This is a genomic window from Catenulispora rubra (assembly GCF_015356825.1).
Classification (GTDB): domain Bacteria; phylum Actinomycetota; class Actinomycetes; order Streptomycetales; family Catenulisporaceae; genus Catenulispora; species Catenulispora rubra.
Genome location: NZ_JAACYW010000027.1, coordinates 32,085 through 48,562, shown reverse-complemented (window position 1 = coordinate 48,562; position 16,478 = coordinate 32,085). Strand labels below are relative to the sequence as shown.

Annotated in this window: 16 protein-coding genes; 5 read left to right on the top strand and 11 right to left on the bottom strand. The window is 71.3% G+C overall.

Annotation, left to right across the window (positions count from 1 at the left end):
- Positions 1 to 114: 114 nt before the first annotated feature.
- From alaS to GWK61_RS10725, 4 genes are all read right to left on the bottom strand, one after another.
- Complete coding sequence (alaS, locus tag GWK61_RS10740) at positions 115 to 2,784, bottom strand: alanine--tRNA ligase (RefSeq protein ID WP_194907914.1); 2,670 nt, start codon at positions 2,782 to 2,784, stop codon at positions 115 to 117.
- A 114-nt stretch (positions 2,785 to 2,898) separates the two neighbouring features.
- Positions 2,899 to 3,198: a hypothetical protein gene (locus GWK61_RS10735; protein WP_194907912.1), complete on the bottom strand. Its 300-nt coding sequence runs from the start codon at positions 3,196 to 3,198 to the stop codon at positions 2,899 to 2,901.
- Positions 3,199 to 3,206: 8 nt separating this feature from the next.
- Entirely contained in the window at positions 3,207 to 3,632 is a 426-nt protein-coding gene (locus tag GWK61_RS10730; RefSeq protein ID WP_194907910.1) for a DUF948 domain-containing protein, read from the bottom strand.
- A 126-nt stretch (positions 3,633 to 3,758) separates the two neighbouring features.
- Positions 3,759 to 5,150, bottom strand: coding sequence for a replication-associated recombination protein A (locus GWK61_RS10725; protein WP_194907907.1), 1,392 nt, complete (start codon positions 5,148 to 5,150; stop codon positions 3,759 to 3,761).
- A 65-nt stretch (positions 5,151 to 5,215) separates the two neighbouring features.
- Between GWK61_RS10725 and GWK61_RS10720 the strand changes: the two genes are divergently transcribed.
- Both GWK61_RS10720 and GWK61_RS10715 read left to right on the top strand, forming a co-directional pair.
- Positions 5,216 to 6,001 carry a GNAT family N-acetyltransferase gene (locus GWK61_RS10720; RefSeq protein WP_194907905.1) on the top strand — a complete coding sequence of 262 codons (786 nt, stop codon included), beginning with the start codon at positions 5,216 to 5,218 and terminating at the stop codon, positions 5,999 to 6,001.
- On the top strand, positions 5,998 to 6,669 hold the full coding sequence (locus GWK61_RS10715; RefSeq protein WP_194907903.1) for an ABC transporter ATP-binding protein: 672 nt from the start codon (positions 5,998 to 6,000) through the stop codon (positions 6,667 to 6,669). Before GWK61_RS10720 ends, GWK61_RS10715 begins: the two co-directional genes overlap by 4 nt.
- A 33-nt stretch (positions 6,670 to 6,702) precedes the next feature.
- Here GWK61_RS10715 and GWK61_RS10710 read toward each other — a convergent pair whose 3' ends face one another.
- Positions 6,703 to 7,167: a cupin domain-containing protein gene (locus tag GWK61_RS10710; RefSeq protein WP_194907892.1), complete on the bottom strand. Its 465-nt coding sequence runs from the start codon at positions 7,165 to 7,167 to the stop codon at positions 6,703 to 6,705.
- 125 nt (positions 7,168 to 7,292) lie between these two features.
- On the opposite strand from GWK61_RS10710, the gene GWK61_RS10705 reads away from it, so the two are divergent.
- Positions 7,293 to 8,054, top strand: coding sequence for an ABC transporter permease (locus GWK61_RS10705; RefSeq protein ID WP_194907890.1), 762 nt, complete (start codon positions 7,293 to 7,295; stop codon positions 8,052 to 8,054).
- Between the two features lie 133 nt (positions 8,055 to 8,187).
- A complete protein-coding gene (locus tag GWK61_RS10700) occupies positions 8,188 to 8,856 on the top strand; it encodes a hypothetical protein (RefSeq protein ID WP_194907888.1) in 669 nt (222 codons plus the stop codon).
- A 40-nt stretch (positions 8,857 to 8,896) separates the two neighbouring features.
- On the opposite strand, the gene GWK61_RS10695 is transcribed toward GWK61_RS10700, so the two are convergent.
- Together GWK61_RS10695 and yczR are read right to left on the bottom strand one after the other, a co-directional pair.
- Entirely contained in the window at positions 8,897 to 9,454 is a 558-nt protein-coding gene (locus GWK61_RS10695) for a GNAT family N-acetyltransferase (RefSeq protein ID WP_323747493.1), read from the bottom strand.
- A gap of 25 nt (positions 9,455 to 9,479) precedes the next feature.
- Positions 9,480 to 10,997: a MocR-like transcription factor YczR gene (gene yczR, locus GWK61_RS10690; RefSeq protein WP_194907884.1), complete on the bottom strand. Its 1,518-nt coding sequence runs from the start codon at positions 10,995 to 10,997 to the stop codon at positions 9,480 to 9,482.
- Positions 10,998 to 11,090: 93 nt separating this feature from the next.
- Here yczR and yczE point away from each other — a divergent pair, with 93 nt between their 5' ends.
- A complete protein-coding gene (gene yczE, locus GWK61_RS10685; protein ID WP_228562076.1) occupies positions 11,091 to 11,939 on the top strand; it encodes a membrane protein YczE in 849 nt (282 codons plus the stop codon).
- Between the two features lie 96 nt (positions 11,940 to 12,035).
- Here yczE and GWK61_RS10680 read toward each other — a convergent pair whose 3' ends face one another.
- The 4 genes from GWK61_RS10680 to hisS all read right to left on the bottom strand — a co-directional run bounded on the left by GWK61_RS10680 (position 12,036) and on the right by hisS (position 16,475).
- Positions 12,036 to 12,506 carry a pyridoxamine 5'-phosphate oxidase family protein gene (locus GWK61_RS10680; RefSeq protein ID WP_194907882.1) on the bottom strand — a complete coding sequence of 157 codons (471 nt, stop codon included), beginning with the start codon at positions 12,504 to 12,506 and terminating at the stop codon, positions 12,036 to 12,038.
- Positions 12,507 to 12,533: 27 nt separating this feature from the next.
- Positions 12,534 to 13,292 (bottom strand): hypothetical protein, encoded by a 759-nt coding sequence (locus GWK61_RS10675; RefSeq protein WP_194907880.1) that lies wholly within the window; start codon positions 13,290 to 13,292, stop codon positions 12,534 to 12,536.
- 115 nt (positions 13,293 to 13,407) lie between these two features.
- Positions 13,408 to 15,216 carry an aspartate--tRNA ligase gene (gene aspS, locus GWK61_RS10670; protein WP_194907878.1) on the bottom strand — a complete coding sequence of 603 codons (1,809 nt, stop codon included), beginning with the start codon at positions 15,214 to 15,216 and terminating at the stop codon, positions 13,408 to 13,410.
- Positions 15,213 to 16,475: a histidine--tRNA ligase gene (gene hisS / locus GWK61_RS10665; protein ID WP_194907972.1), complete on the bottom strand. Its 1,263-nt coding sequence runs from the start codon at positions 16,473 to 16,475 to the stop codon at positions 15,213 to 15,215. Before hisS ends, aspS begins: the two co-directional genes overlap by 4 nt.
- Positions 16,476 to 16,478: the final 3 nt, after the last annotated feature.

Here is a 16,478-nt window from a genome sequence, read left to right as displayed (position 1 = left end):
TCCGTGACAGGACCCGGGACCGAAGACCGGTCCCGGGCCCGGAAGCCGTCCGAAAAGCCGTCCGAAAAGCGTACGCGCCCTACGCGTCCCGGCTTCCCGTACTTCCTCCGCGCGCTACGCGGCCACCTTCTCCGCCACCGCGCGGCCGACGCCCTCCAGCGCCGCCGGGATCGCCGTGACGTCGGTGCCGCCGCCCTGCGCGACGTCGTCCTTGCCGCCTCCGCCGCCGCCGAGGGTCTTGGCCGCCGAGCGGACCAGCTCGCCCGCCTTCAGGCTCAAGGCCCGGGAGCCCTCGTTGGTCGCGATGACCACCACCGGCCGCTCCCCCGCCGCGGCCGCGACCGCGACCACCGCCGGGCGCGTGCCGAGCCGGCCGCGCACGTCCAGCACCAGCTTGCGCAGATCGTCCGCGGACGCGCCGTCCGGCGCCTGGTGCGTGACCACCGCGACGCCGTGCACGTCGGCCGCGCCGTCCGCGAGCGAGCCCGCGATCTGCAGCAGCTGGCCCGCCTTGAGCGCGGAGATCTCCTTCTCCGCGTCCCGCAGCTTGGTCATGATGCCGCCGACCCGCTCGACCAGCTCCTCCGGCCGCGCCTTCACGACCTCCGCGAGCTGCGCCACCAGGACGTGCTCGCGCGCCAGGAAGTTGTACGCGTCCGTGCCGACCAGCGCCTCCACGCGGCGCACGCCGGAGCCGATGGAGGACTCGGAGAGCAGCTTCACCAGACCGAGGCGGCCGGTGTTGTCCACGTGCGTGCCGCCGCAGAGCTCGTGCGCCCACTCGCCGACCGAGACCACGCGGACCCGGTCGCCGTACTTCTCGCCGAACAGCGCCATCGCGCCCATGGCCTTGGCCTCGGGCTGGCTCATCACCTGCGCGGTGACCGTGAGGTCGTCGATCAGCAGCTCGTTGACCCGCTGCTCGACGTCCGCCAGCACCGAGTGCGGCACCGCGCCCGGGGAGGCGAAGTCGAAGCGGAAGCGGCCGGGCGAGTTCTCCGAACCGGCCTGGGTCGCGGTCTCGCCGAGCAGTTCGCGGAACGCCTTGTGAACCATGTGTGTCGCGGTGTGCGCGCGGGAGATCGCCGCGCGCCGCGCGGTGTCCACCTCGCCCCACGCCTCGCTGCCGAGCACGACCTCGCCGTCGCGCACGATCGCCCGGTGCGCGATCAGGTCGCCGACGGGCTTCTGCACGTCCACGACCTCGGCCAGCGCGCCGTTGCCGAGCCGGATCAGGCCGTGGTCCGCGAGCTGGCCGCCGCCCTCGGCGTAGAAGGGGGTGCGGTCCAGGACCAGCTCCACCTCGTCGCCCGGCTGCGCGGAGCTGCCGACCTGGCCGTTGACCAGCATCGCCTTCAGCAGGCCCTCGGAGGAGACCTCGTGGTAGCCGGTGAACGCCGACGGGCCCGCCGTGTCCAGCAGCTCCCGGTACGCCGACATGTCGGCGTGGCCGGTCTTCTTCGCCCGCGCGTCCGCCTTCGCCTGGTCCCGCTGCTCCTTCATCAGGCGGCGGAAGCCCTCTTCGTCGACGCTCAGGCCCGCCTCGGAGGCCATCTCCAGGGTCAGGTCGATCGGGAAGCCGAAGGTGTCGTGCAGCTTGAACGCCTGGTCGCCGGAGAACACGGTGCCGCCGGACTTCTTCGCCTCGTCCGCGACCGTCTCGAACATCGCCGAGCCGGTGCGCAGCGTCTGCAGGAAGGAGGTCTCCTCCGCGACCGCCACCGCGACGATGCGCGAGGAGTCCGCGACCAGCTCGGGGTAGGCCGGGCCCATCGCTTCGATGGTGGTCTCGGTCAGGTCCTTGATGGTCGCGCCGTGCGCGCCGAGCAGCCGCATGTTGCGGATCGCGCGGCGCATCAGGCGGCGCAGCACGTAGCCGCGGCCCTCGTTGCCCGGCGTGATGCCGTCGCCGATCATCATCGTCGCGGTCTTCACGTGGTCGGTGACCACGCGCAGCGAGACGTCGTTCTTGGTGTCCCGGCCGTAGGTCACGCCCGCGATGGACGCCGCCTTGTCCAGGATCGCCCGCGAGGTGTCGATCTCGTACAGGTTGTTGACGCCCTGCAGGATCGTCGCCAGACGCTCCAGGCCGAGGCCGGTGTCGATGGACTTGCTGGGGAGCTCGCCGAGGATCGGGAAGCCGCCCTTGTCGCCGCCCGCGCCGCGCTCGAACTGCATGAAGACCAGGTTCCAGAACTCCATGTAGCGCTCGTCGTTGACCGCCGGGCCGCCGGCCTCGCCGAACTCCGGGCCCCGGTCGTAGAAGAGCTCCGAGCACGGGCCGCAGGGCCCGGGCACGCCCATCGACCAGTAGTTCTCCTTCATCCCGAGGCGCTGGATGCGCTCGGCCGGGAAGCCGGTCTTCTTCCAGATCTCCTCGGCCTCGTCGTCGTCGAGGTAGACGGTGACCCAGATCTTGTCCGGGTCCAGGCCGAAGCCGCCCTCGGAGACCGGCGTGGTGCACAGCTCCCACGCCATCGGGATGGCGGTCTCCTTGAAGTAGTCCCCGAAGGAGAAGTTGCCGCACATCTGGAAGAACGAGCCGTGCCGGGTGGTCTTGCCGACCTCCTCGATGTCCAGCGTGCGCACGCACTTCTGGACCGAGGTCGCGCGCGGCCAGGGCGCCGGCTGCTCGCCGAGGAAGTACGGCTTGAACGGGGCCATGCCCGCGATGGTGAGCAGGGTGGTCGGGTCGTTCGAGATGAGCGACGCCGACGGGACGACCGTATGGCCCTTCTTCTGGAAGAAGTCGAGCCAGCGGCGGTGGATCTCCGCGGAATCCATGAGCTTGTCAGCCTTCTAGGAAATGCGGCGCGAGTCGGGCAACGACCCTGGCGCCGCGAGTATTGACGGGGCGTCGGGGTGGGCCGGTTCGGCCGAGCAGGGCGGCGACCGGCCCTAGATAGCTCGCGCCTTCTTGGAGGAACCGTCACCTTCCGGATCACGGTCGGTGGTCGGCGGCACGTCGATGCCCAGCGCGACGTTCAGCTCCTCCTCGCGGTCGTGCGCCCGCTCGCGCACGTCCTCGAAGAACTCCTTGACCGAGTCCAGCAGACCGCCGCCGGAGATCGCGGCCCGGTCGGCGATGCCGGCCGGGGTCAGCTCCTTCGCGGTCGCGGTGACCTTGCGGAACACCAGCACACCCGCGGTCGCGCCCATGGACACCCAGAAGAGGCGGCGCACAGTTCCTGTGAACATCGGAGGCGTCATCCCTTCTTCTTGTCGGCGCGACGGGCCTTGCGGTCCGCCTTCAGCTCGGCCTTGACCCGCTTGGCCACGTCCTCATTCTTGCGCGAGGTGATGGCCGCGCGCACCCCATAACTGAAGGAGGCCACCTTCACCAGCGGTCCGCCGATCGCCGAGGTGGCGGTGGAGACCAGTCCGGAGACGTTCTTCGACATCGTCTCGACGTTGTCCGTGATGTGGTCGACCTTCACCAGCTGGGCGTTGCCGTTCTTGACGGTGTCGGTGATCTCGTTCAGCAGCGGGACGGTCTCCTGGGTGATGCCGGCGACCAGCTTGGTCGTCTCCTTCAGCACCTCGGCCACGCGGACCAGGACGAAGGCGAAGAAGCACACTCCGATCGCGAAGAAGATCGCGAACACCAGTCCGACAATCGCGCCAGCGGACACCAGGGACTCCCTGAAGTTTGTTATAGGTATAGGTATTGACGAAACGCTTTACGTTTGGAGACAGCACCCTATCGCGCGGTGGGAGCTCTGCGGCACGGGGCTCGACGGCGTCGCCCCGTCGGCGTGTCAGGAGGCTTCGCCGCCGGGGGCGGGGTCGTTGGCGGAGCCGGTACCGCCCAGCATGGCCCTGACACGGTCGTAGACGTCGGAGTAGCGGGCCTCCGCGCCGTGCCTGGTGGGCTCGTAGTAGCGGCGGTCCTTCACGGCGTCGGGCGCGTACTGCTGCGCGGCCACGCCGCCGGGGACGTCGTGGGCGTAGACGTAGCCCTTCCCGTGCCCGAGGGACTGGGCTCCGGAGTAATGAGCGTCACGCAGATGCGGCGGCACCGGACCGGCCAGGCCCTTGTGCACGTCCTCCAGCGCGGCGCCGATGGCCTTCACGGCGGAATTCGACTTCGGCGCCAGGGCCAGGTGGATGACGGCGTGCGCCAGCGTGATCTGCGCCTCGGGCCAGCCGATGAAGGAGACGGCCTGCATGGCGGCCACGGCGACCTGGAGCGAGCTGGGATCGGCCATGCCGATGTCCTCGCTGGCGGAGATCACCAGGCGGCGCGCGATGAAGCGCGGGTCCTCGCCGGCGTCGACCATCCGCGCCAGGTAGTGCAGTGCGGCGTCCACGTCGCTGCCGCGCACGGACTTGATGAAGGCGCTGGCGACGTCGTAGTGCTGGTCGCCGTCCCGGTCGTAGCGGACCGCGGCCCGGTCGACCGCCTGTTCCAGGAGCTCCAGCGTGAGCTCGGCGGGGACCTCGCCCTTGGCCGCGGCGAGCGCCCCGGCCGCCCCGGCTTCCAGGGCCGTCAACGCGCGGCGGGCGTCGCCGCCGGCGATGCGGAGCAGGTGGATCTCGGAGTCCTCGGGGAGCGTGACCTTGCCGGCCAGGCCGCGCTCGTCCGCCAGCGCGCGGTGGACGACCTCGCGGACGTCGTCCTCGGTCAGCGGCTGCAACGTCAGCAGCAGCGAGCGGGACAGCAGCGGGGAGATGACGGAGAAGTGCGGGTTCTCGGTGGTCGCGGCGACCAGGGTGACCCAGCGGTTCTCCACGGCGGGCAGCAGGGAGTCCTGCTGGGCCTTGGAGAAGCGGTGGATCTCGTCGAGGAACAGCAGCGTCTCGCGGCCGTACATGCCCAGCTCGCGCTTGGCCCGGTCGACCACGGCCCGGACCTCCTTGACGCCCGCGTTGATCGCGGACAGCTCGGCGAAGGTGCGGTCGGTGGCGTTGGCCACGACGTAGGCCAGCGTGGTCTTGCCGGTGCCGGGCGGGCCCCAGAGCAGGATGGAGGACGGCACGGTGACGCCGTCGCCCTGCTGGACCAGCCGCCACAGCGGGGAGCCGGATCGCAGCAGGTGCTTCTGGCCCACGATCTCGTCGAGGGTCCGGGGGCGCATGCGCACGGCCAGCGGGGCCGAGCTCTTGGCCTTCTCGGTGCCCGCCTCCTCGAACAAGTCCAGCTGCTCCACGTCATGACCTTAGCGCCCCGGGCTGACAGAGCCGTCCGTCAGAGCAGTCCGTCACAATGATCGCCATGACGGAACCCGTGATACGGCGCGTGGAGTCGGCCGAGGAGTTGTTCGCGGTCGCCGGGGACGACCACCTGCTGCGCTCCGACGCCGCCCCGGAGGAGTCGCTGGAGCAGCAGGGCGTGGGCTGGGTCGCGGCCGACGGCGGCTTCGCCTTCGGCGGGTCGGCGGACGGCCCCGGGCTGGTCGACTGGCTGACTGTGATCGGCACGCCGGAGACGGCCGGCGCGCTGCTGCGGCACGCGCTGGAGTCGCTGCCGCGGCGGCCGTACGGCTTCTCCGTGCCGCGCGGCACCGAGATGGCGGCGTACGACTTCTCGGAGCCGGAGACCTGGGACTTCATGGCGTTCGACCCGGCCTGGGGCGTCGAGCTGCCGGCGATCCCCGGCGAGGAGCGCGTCGCGGAGATGCTGCCCTCCCCCGCGGCCGACGCCGAGATCGCCGGCTTCCTGAAGGTCGCGAACCCCTCGCACTCGGCGAAGCCCGGCTGGGAGGCGATCCAGGCGTGGGGCGTGGTGCGCGACGCGGAGGGGGTGCTGCTGGCGTGCGGCGCCTACTGCCGCCGCGACGGCGGCAACGGCTACCTGGCCTCGATCGGGACCCGGCCGGAGTCACGGGGGCAGGGTCTCGGCGCGGCGGTGTCGGCCTGGCTGACCCGCCGCTCGCTGGCGAACGGCGACGGCTTCTGCGCCCTCGGCCACTGGCACCCGAACGAGCCGGCGCGGCGCGTCTACGCGCGGCTCGGATTCCGTACCACGCACCAGATGATGAGCGGGAGGTTCGAGGCGTGAGCCGGTTCGATCTGCGCGAGGTGTCCGTCCAGCGCGAGGGGCACCTGATCATCGACCGGGTGACGGCGACCATCGCCCCGGGGCGCTGCACGGCCCTGGTCGGCCCCAGCGGCGCGGGCAAGACGACGCTGCTGCGGCTGTTCAACCGCCTCGACGATCCGAGCGGCGGCACGATGCTGCTGGACGGCGCGCCGCTGGACACGCTGGACGTGCTGGAACTGCGGCGGCGGGTGGGGCTGGTCGGGCAGCGTCCGGTGCTGGTGACGACGACGGTGCCGGAGGAGCTGCGGGTCGGGGCTCCGAACCTGACCGACGACGAGGCGCTGGGGCTGCTGAAGCGCGTCGGGCTGGCCGAGGAGTTCTACGACCGGCCGACCGAGGGCCTGTCCGGCGGCGAGGGGCAGCGCGTCTGCCTGGCCCGGACGCTGGCGGTGGGCCCGGAGGTGCTGCTGCTGGACGAGCCGACGTCGGCGCTGGACCCGGAGGCCGCGACGGCGGTGGAGGAAACACTCTGCGGGCTGCTCGGCGGCGGGCTGACGGCGATCCTGGTGAGCCACAGCGCGGCGCAGGTGCGGCGGATGGCCGACGACGCGCTGGTGCTGCGGAAGGGGCAGCTGGTGGAGAGCGGGCCGGTCGCAGGGGTCGAGTATGTGAACGCGGATGCTTAGGCGGGCGGCGTACAGCGGCGGTAGATCGGGCTTTCAGGTCGTGTCGATATCGGCCACTACCGGCACCGGCCGCGTTGAGTACCGCGCCATGAGCGCCGCCGTCCAGTCTGGGTCGGGCATCTGCCCGACTTCGGCGATCCGGGCCGCGAGCTCGGCGAAGTAGTCCTCGTATCCGCTCGGCGTGAGCATGACGACGTAGCGCGCCGACTCGGGATAGGGGTTGGCGAAACCGTGGGCGAGTCCGCGACCGGCGAACACTGTGTCGCCCGCCTCGGCCGTGCGGTATCCGGCGTCCACCCGGAAGCGCATGCGGCCTTCGAGCAGGACGAAGCATTCGTCGTGGCCGTCGTGGATGTGCGGTGCGGGGCCCGGATGACCGGAGGGCAACACGCCCTCGATGACGGTCAGCGCGCCGTTGGTGTCTGCCGCGCCGACCTTGACGACCATCTGCCAGTTCGGCAGATCGAGCCGGGCGCCTTCGCCGATGACTTCGCTCATGGCGCTCAAGGTAGGGGCCTCCGCCGCCGTGACGCCCCGGCCAATTCGCAGCGGGTGGATCCGGGTCGCCTGAAAGTTCCAGCGCCGACCTCCGACCTGTCCGACCCGCCCCCTAAGATCGCGGCATGAGCAGCCCCGCGGTACCCGAATGGACCGGAGTCGCCCTCTCCGTCAGCCTGGTCGGCCTCGCGGTCCTCATCGCCTGGCGCCAGCGCCTGGGCCTGGCGCGTGAGGTCGTGGTCGCGGCGGTGCGGGCCGGGGTGCAGCTGTTCCTGGTCGGGGCGGTGCTGCTCTTCCTGTTCAAGCACGCGGGGCTGCCCGGCGGGTTCGCGTGGCTGGCCGTCATGGTGGTCATCGCGGGGCAGGTCGCCGGGCGGCGGGGCAAGGGGCTGCGGCACGCCCGGTACGTCGCCACCGCCGCCGTGGCGGTCGCCGCAGCGGTGACGATGGGGGTGCTGATGGCGTTCGGCGTCATCCAGACCACGCCGCGGGTCGTGGTGCCGGTCGGGGGGATGGTGGTGAGCGGGGCGATGGCGGCGACCGGGGTCACGCTGGCGCGCATGGTGGCCGAGGCGAAGGGTCAGCGCGCCGCCATCGAGGCGCGGTTGTCGCTCGGGCTCAGTGCCACCGCCGCGTTCGCGCCGCACCGGCGGGAGCTGCTGCGGACCGCTCTGATCCCGACGCTGGACTCCACGAAGGTGGTCGGGCTGATCAGTCTGCCCGGGGCGATGACCGGTCTGATCCTGGCCGGGGTGTCGCCGGAGGTGGCCATCCGCTACCAGATCGTCGTGATGTACATGCTGCTCGCCGCCGCGGTGATGGCCGCGCTGGCCGCCGCCGAGCTCGGGCAGCGGATGTTGTTCACTCCGGCCCAGCAATTGCGCTGACCACGGCGGCGCGCGGGAGTGCAGGTCAGCCGGGTTTCGGGCGGCGGCGCGCGGGATTCGAACACAGTCCGATGCTCAATAGCGGCCGTCCGTTAATCGCGCTCTCAGGCTGGTATGCCTAAGCTCCACTCCCATGACTACGCCAAGCAGCACCGACAGCGTCGAAGCCGCCGACGGCGACGCCGTCCTCGAGGTCGAGACCGACGCCACGGTCGACACCAAGGCCGACTCCAAGACCGCGGCCAAGACCGAGGCCGCGGCCGACGCCAAAGCCCCGTCCGCCGCCGACGAGGTTGCCCCCGTCGCCGACGAGATCATCCCCGAGCTCGTCGAGGACGAGGACGACTACCTCGACCCGGGCGACCTCGCCCTGGACGAGGCGAAGACCGGCTCCGGCATCGCCGCCGGCGCCGGCGCGATCGTCGCCGCGGGCCTGGCCCTGACCTCGATGGGCGGCAGCTGGGTGGGCGACATCCTGTCCCAGCGCCAGCAGCTGATCGGGCAGATCAACACCGCCAACTCCGCCGCCGACGCGATCATCAAGCAGCGCTACACCGAGCCGTGGCACAAGACCGCGCTGGTCGGCATCTGGTTCGCGGTGGCCGCCATGCTGGTCGCCGCCGGGACGCTGTTCGTCGGCGAGTTCTTCGCCAAGCACCCGGCGCCGACCTGGGTCCGCGCCCTGACCTGGGGTGCCCTGGCGCTCGGCATCGTCGGCCTCGGGGTGTCGGCGGCGCTCTACTTCGACGTCTTCACCGGCACCATCACCGTCCCGGCCGGGTCTGGCAGCAGCGGACAGTGATCGGACCGGTATGCGGGGCAGTATCCAAGACGCCGCCCGGCTACCTCCCGGCCCACTCGTCCGCGGTCAGTTCGTAGCGGACTTCCCCGTGCTCGGAGCCCTCGATCGGCTCCAGCTCGGGGAAGTACGTCTCCACGTGCCGCATCCCCAGCTTCTCCATCACGTTGCGCGACCCGCGGTTCACGAACATCGTCTCTGCCCAGATGAGCCGCACCCCGAGTTCGGTGAACGCCTTGCGCGCCAACGCCTCTGAGCCCTCTGTGGCATAGCCTTTGCCCCACGCGGCCTGCCGCAGCCGGTACCCGAGCTCCGCCTCGTCCAACGGCCCGTCGGCCTTGGGCCGCAGGCAGAACCACCCGATGAACGCCTCGCCGTCCTTCTCCTGCGCGGCGAACAAGCCCAGCTTGTGGTCCCACTTCTGCACGCCCGCGATGATCCGCGGCAGGATCCGCTCCCGGATGTCCTCCGGCGCGGTCGGCTTCCCACCGCTCAGATACCGCATCACCGCCGGATCGCTGTCCAGCTCGATCAGCAGCTCGGCGTCGTCGGCGGTGAAGGGGCGCAGGAGCAACCGCTCGGTCTCAAGATAGGTGTCCACACCGCCGATCATCGCCCAGGAGCGCTCAGGCCACCCAGCGGTTTTCCTCCGATACCGGCGGCAGCGCGGCCTCGCACCGGAACGCCGCGGCCAACCGCCGCACCGCGTCCCGCAGCGTCTGCTCCGGCAGCGTGTAGGGGATCCGCACCCGGTGCTCGAACGTCCCCGGGTCCACCCCGAACTGCGGCCCGCCGACCAGCCGCACCCCGAAGGCCGCGGCCCGGTCGGCCAGCTCCGAGGACGACGGCTCGCCGAGGTCCACCCACAGCGACAGCCCGCCGGCCGGCCGGCGCCACGACCAGTCCGGCAGCTCCGCGGCCAGCGCCTCCTCCAGCACGGCCCGCTGCCGCCGCAGCCGCTCCCGCCGCTCCTCGACGAAGCCCCCGCCGCGCCGCAGCAGCGCCGCGGCGATGATCTGGTCCAGCACCGAGCCCGCCATGTCCATCGCGACCCGCTGCCCGGCCAGCTCGGTGGCCATCCGCGGCGTGGTCCGGATCCAGCCGATCCGCAGGCCGCCCCAGTGGCTCTTGGACATCGAGCCGACGCAGATCACCTGCTCGGCCGCCGCGCGCGAGACCGAGGCCGGGAACGGGACCGGGGACGGGACGTCCAGGGCCATGTCCGAGACCGTCTCGTCGTTGATGATCCAGGTGCCGGCGGCGCGCGCGGCCTCCGCCGCCTCGGCGCGGCGCTCCGGCGACATCAGCGTGCCGGTCGGGTTCTGGAAGTCCGGGATCAGGTACGCCACCCGCGGCGCCGCCTGCCGCAGCTGCGCGGCCAGCACGTCGGACTCGATGCCGTCCTCGCCGACCGGCACCGGCACCGGCCGCAGCCGGGCCCGCCGCATGGCCTCGACGCTGTTCGGGTAGGTCGGGCTCTCCACCACCACCCGGTCCCCCGGCCCGCACAGCAGGCCCAGCGCCAGCACGTTGCCGTGCTGCGCCCCGGAGGTGATGACGATCTGGTCCGGGGTGGTCGGCAGGCCGCGCTCGACGTAGCGCTCGGCGATGAGCTCGCGCAGCTCCGGCCAGCCGGCGTGGTAGTAGCCGGTGTCCGTGGTCAGGGCGGCGATCGTCGGCGCGACCTCGGCCAGCACCTCGGCCATCAGCTCGCCGGGCATGCCGAAGGAGGCGCAGGACAGGTCGATGGCGACCTCGGCGGAGCCGGGCTGGGCCGGCAGCAGCCAGCCGCCGGAGACCTGCGGGCCGGCTCCCGGCGGCAGCGTGGTCCAGGTGCCCGAGCCGCGCCGGCTCTCCAGGAAGCCGTCCTCGCGCAGCAGGTCGTAGGCGGCGGTGACGGTGGTCCGGCTCATCCCGAGGGCGGCGGCCAGGTCGCGCTCGGCCGGGACCCGGGTCCGCAGCGCGATGCGGCCGTCGAGGATCAGGCACCTGACGCTCTGGGCCAGCGCGCGGTAGGCGGGGCGGCGGTCGGTGTCGCCGGCCGGATCGGCCGCCCCCAGATGCGAGACGTCGCGGACCAGCCGCGCCAGCCGGGTGCTGCCCACCGAGCGGTCGGTCGTCGCCAGTTCCAGCGGAGCTGCCATGCCACCCTCCCTTGATTGGCCCTACACGGAAGGCCACTTGAGGTTCCATCCTGATGGAAGTGGCCCGCAAGGGCAATCCTGAGGGAGGCCAGCATGACCAGCACGGTGTCGACGCAGGGCACGTCCACCCTGGCCCCGGTAGTCGGCGACCAAGCCGAGCGCGCCCTACTGGGGCGCCACGAGCAGCGGATCTCGGACCCGCTGCCGATCGGCGACCTGGTCCGAGCCGGATTGGCCTGGCTCTCGGCGCTGAGCTCTGTACTTTCGATTCCCCGCGAGCGGCGCGCGCGCCGCATGGTCCAGCTCCAGCTCGGGCTGATCCTCTACGGCGTCAGCGACGGCATGATCCTGATGTCCGGGCTCGGCGCCAACCCCTGGGACGTGTTCCACCAGGGCCTGGCCAAGCACATAGGCCTGCAGGTCGGCACGACGGTGATCCTGGTGGGCGTGGCGGTGATGCTGTTCTGGATCCCGCTGCGGCAGAAGCCCGGCTTCGGCACGCTGAGCAACGTGGTCGTGGTCGGCCTGGCGATGGACGGCGCGATGGCCTGGATGCCGAGCCCGCACGCCTGGTGGCTGCGCTGGGGCGAGATGCTGGCCGGGATCGTGCTGAACGGCGCGGCCACCGGCGCGTACATCGGGGCCGGCATGGGCCCCGGCCCGCGCGACGGCGTGATGACCGGCTACGCCGCGCGCGGCCACTCCATCCGCGTGGTCCGCACCTCGATGGAGGTCGCGGTCCTGGCCACCGGCTGGCTCCTGGGCGGCACGGTGGGCATCGGCACCGCGGCCTACGCGCTGCTGATCGGGCCGCTGGCGCACCGGTTCATCCCGCTGCTGGCGATCAAGGCGAAGGACGATGACGGCAGTGCAGGGCGGACGGCGAAGCCGGAGAAGCGCCGCCTGGTGGCCGCCGGAAGCCTGGCCTCGGAGAACTGCTGAGCATCAGAGAACTGCTGAGAGATACCGGACTCCGGAGCGCGTCTTCCTTGGTGGGGCCTTGGGGGACGCGCTCCGGTCTTGTCCACTGAAGTGCGGTCAGAACCCCCGCACCTTGCGCGGCCGAATCCGCGTCGCCACCGAGTATTTCTCCATGGCCTCCGCGACCGTCTTGCCGAAGTAGCGCGCGGCCCGGTCCGTGTACTTCGCTACGAACTCGGGGATCTCGCCGATCGGCGGGTGGCCCTCAAGGATCTCGACGTCCCCAGTGAAGACCTGCACCTCCAGGTCGTGCACGCCGCCGTCGAAATGCAGCGCGACCGTCGGCCGCTCCTTCATAGAGCGCAGCCGGGCCGCGGTGTCGGAGTGGTAGATCAGGAAGCTGCCGTCGCCCCATTCGTCGTCCTCGTCTGGGACCCACAGGAACCACACCGGGTTCGGTTGCGGCACGCCGGCGGAGTTGACGGTGACCAGCCAGACGATCTCTTCCTCGGCCAGGCGGCGGCGGACAGTCTGGCCGAACTCGGTGGCGGGGTCCGGGAGGACGTGTACACCAGCGACATCATTCATGGGGCCAAGATAAACAGCCACAGACGTCTATGCGATCAGCTTCAGCACGGCGTCGCACAGGGTCCTGGGCAGGATGAAGGAGTCCGACTCGTTCATGTCCAGGACCACGCCGTCCACGCCGTCGTAGTCGGCCAGCCGGAACAGCGCCGAGGCGGCCATGTCGGCGGCTCCGGTCACCCCGGGATCGCGCTTCTGGTGCGCGGCGTACAGGTCCGGCGCGGTGAACGCCATGACGTAGTTGCCGGGCGGCTTGAGCAAGGCCACGACGCGGGGCCGTCCGGTGTCGTCGACCGGGACCACGTAGTGCTCGAAGCCGGCGAGCCGTTCGCCGAGGTCCTCGCCGCTGTCGGTGAGCGCCGTCTCGACCTCCAGCGCGGCGATCCAGCGGTCCAGGAAGTCCAGGACCGCGTCGTCGATCCCGAGCGACCAGCCGTGCTCGACCGCCCCGGCCGGGTTCACCTGGAGCTCCGACACGCCGGTGCCGAGCGCGCCGAACAGTTCCACGCCGCGCACCGGGCCGCCGGCCGCGGCGAAGGCGGAGCCGGCCTCGATCGCGGCGTTCACCTGATCGGCGTCGGTGAAGACCCACAGCCGCCCCGGAGCCGGCGCCTGGCCGAGGGCCGGGGTCGGGATCATGCTGTCGTAGACCCTGCGGTCCGGGAACACCTCGTCGAGCCACATCATCGGGGCGTACCAGCCGTCGTGGGCAAGTAGGGCGCGTACCACGTCGCTCTCCGACGCCTCCCCGCGCGCGTAATCGGTCAGAACCCCGGTCACCGCAGCCATGGGACCATCCAATCAGGGTTCGCCGACACGCGACAAGGGCGGGCCGGGATCACTCCCGGCCCGCCCTCGCCCACTTCTCAGACGCTGGGCGTCACGTGCTCAAACCGACCCGCCGTCACGCCTTGACCGGCGCCGCGTCCTTGGCTTCCTTGGCTTCCTTGGCCTGGCCCTTGGGCTCGTACACCGCGTCCACCCCGGCCTCCTTGCGCTGCGCCGGGGTGATCGGCGCCGGCGCGCCGGTCAGCGGGTCGCCGCCGGTGGCGGTCTTCGGGAAGGCCATCACGTCGCGGATGGTGTCCGCGCCGGTCAGCAGCGCGACCAGGCGGTCCAGACCGAAGGCGATCCCGCCGTGCGGCGGCGGGCCGTAGTTGAAGGCCTCCAGCAGGAAGCCGAACTGCGACTGCGCCTCCTCCTGCGACAGGCCGATGGCGTTGAACGCGCGCTCCTGCACGTCCTTGCGGTGGATACGGATCGACCCGCCGCCGAGCTCGGTGCCGTTGAGGACGATGTCGTAGGCGTTGGACAGAGCCGAGCCCGGGTCCTTGTCGAAGCTGTCCAGGCTCTCGGCGGTGGGCGCGGTGAACGGGTGGTGCACCGCGTGCCAGCCGGTCTGCTCGCCGGCCGCGTCCTCGATCGGCTCGAACATCGGGAAGTCCACGACCCACAGGAACTTCCAGGCGCTCTCGTCGATCAGCTCGCCGCGCTTGCCGATCTCCAAGCGAGCAGCACCCAACAGTTCCTGGGAGGCGGAACGCTTGCCGGCGGCGAAGAACACCGCGTCGCCGGGCTTGGCGCCGACCTTGTCGGCCAGGCCGGCCAGGTGCGCCTCGGACAGGTTCTTGGCGACCGGGCCGCGCAGCTCGCCGGTCTCGGCGTCGATGACCACGTAGGCCAGGCCGCGCGCGCCGCGCGCCTTGGCCCAGTCCTGCCAGGCGTCCAGCTCCTTGCGGGTCTGGGCCGCGCCGCCGGGCATCACCACGGCGCCGACGTAAGGGGCCTGGAACACCCGGAACCCGGTGCCGGCGAAGTACTCGGTCAGCTCGGTGAGCTCCTGGCCGAAGCGCAGGTCCGGCTTGTCCGAGCCGAAGCGGTCCATCGCCTCGTGGTACTTCATGCGCGGCAGCGGCAGCGGGATCTCGACGTCCAGCGTCTCCTTCCACACCGCGGCCACGATCGCCTCGCCGACCTTGAGGATGTCCTCCTGGTCCACGAACGAGGCCTCGACGTCCAGCTGGGTGAACTCCGGCTGCCGGTCGGCGCGGAAGTCCTCGTCCCGGTAGCAGCGCGCGATCTGGTAGTAGCGCTCCAGGCCGGCGACCATCAGCAGCTGTTTGAACAGCTGCGGGGACTGCGGCAGCGCGTACCAGGTGCCGGGCTGGAGGCGGACCGGCACCAGGAAGTCGCGCGCGCCCTCGGGGGTGGAGCGGGTCAGCGTCGGGGTCTCGACGTCGAGGAAGCCGTGCTCCTCCATGACGTCCCGGATGACCTTGGTGGCCTTGGACCGCATGCGCAGCGCCCGCGCCATCGGCTCGCGCCGGATGTCGAGGTAGCGGTACTTCAGCCGCATCTCCTCGTTGATGTTCGAGCTCTTGTGCTCGTCGATCGGGAACGGCAGCGGCGCGGCCGGCGAGAGCACCTCGACGGTGTCGACGACGACCTCGATCTGCCCGGTCGGCAGGTCCGGGTTCTCGTTGCCGTCGGGGCGCACGCGCACCTCGCCGGTGGCCACGACGCAGTACTCGTTGCGCAGGTCGTGCACGGACTCGCTCTCGCGCACCACGACCTGCACGAAGCCGGACGCGTCACGCAGGTCCAGGAAGGTGACGCCCCCGTGATCGCGCCGGCGGGCGACCCACCCGGCCAACGTGACGGTCGTGCCGGCGTCGGACGCGCGGAGCGTCCCCGCCTCGTGGGTGCGGATCACAGTCTTGACTCCTGAATCGTCGTGACGATGTCAGCAAGGGAGACGGACTCCTGCTCACCGGTCGCCAGTTCCTTGATCTGAATGACGTTCTCTGCGATATCGCGCTCGCCGAGGATCAGCGCGTACTTCGCGCCGGAGCGGTCGGCGGCTTTCATCGCGGCCTTCATGCCCTTGCCGCCGTAGCCGAAGTCGGCCGCGACGCCGGCCCGGCGCAGCATGGTCACCAGCTCGAACAGCAGCTCGCGGGCCTCGTCGCCGAGCGGCACCGCGAAGACCTCCAGCTGCTCGCCGCCGGGCACCGCGCGGCCCTCGGCCTGCAACGCCAGCACGGTCCGGTCCACGCCGAGCGCCCAGCCGACGCTGGGCAGGTTCGGCCCACCGAGGTCCTCGGACAGGCCGTCGTAGCGGCCGCCGGCGCCGATCGCGGTCGGCGAGCCGGTAATGCCGCTGTGCACGAACTCGAACGTGGTGCGGGTGTAGTAGTCCAGGCCGCGGACCAGTTTCGGGTCGTCGACAAAGGCGACGCCGGCCTTGGTGAGCAGGCGCCGGACCTCTTCGTGGTACGCCTTGCACTCGTCGCAGAGGTTGTCGCTCATCAGCGGTACGTCGGTGAGCTGCTTCTGCACCGACTCGCGCTTGTCGTCGAGCACGCGCAGCGGGTTGATCTCGGCACGCTTGCGGGTCTCCTCGTCGAGGTCCAGCCCGCGCAGGAACTCCTGGAGCTTCTCCCGATAGGCCGGCCGGCACTTCTGGTCGCCGAGGGAGTTCAGCAGCAAGGTGTACTCGGTCAGGCCGAGGCCCTTGTAGATGTCGTCGCCGATGATCAGCAGCTCGGCGTCCAGCCCCGGGTCCTCCGAGCCCAGCGCCTCGGCGCCGACCTGGGAGAAGTGGCGGTAGCGGCCGCGCTGCTGCTTCTCGTAGCGGTAGAAGGAGCCCGAGTACCACAGCTTCACCGGCAGGCTGCCGCGGATCAGGTTCGCCTGGAGCGCGGCGCGCAGCACCGAGGCCGTGCCCTCCGGCCGCAGGGTGATGTCGTCGCCGCCGCGGGTGGTGAAGGAGTACATCTCCTTGGTGACGATGTCCGTGCTCTCGCCGACGCCGCGCTTGAACATCGCGGTCGACTCGAAGGCGGGCGTCTCGATGTAGCCGTAGCCGGCCCGGCGCAGCGGCGCGGACATCGCCTCGCGCACGCCGAGGTAGCCCGCCGAATCCGGCGGGAGCAGGTCGAAGGTGCCGGGGGCGTTCTGGAACTTGGTCATGAT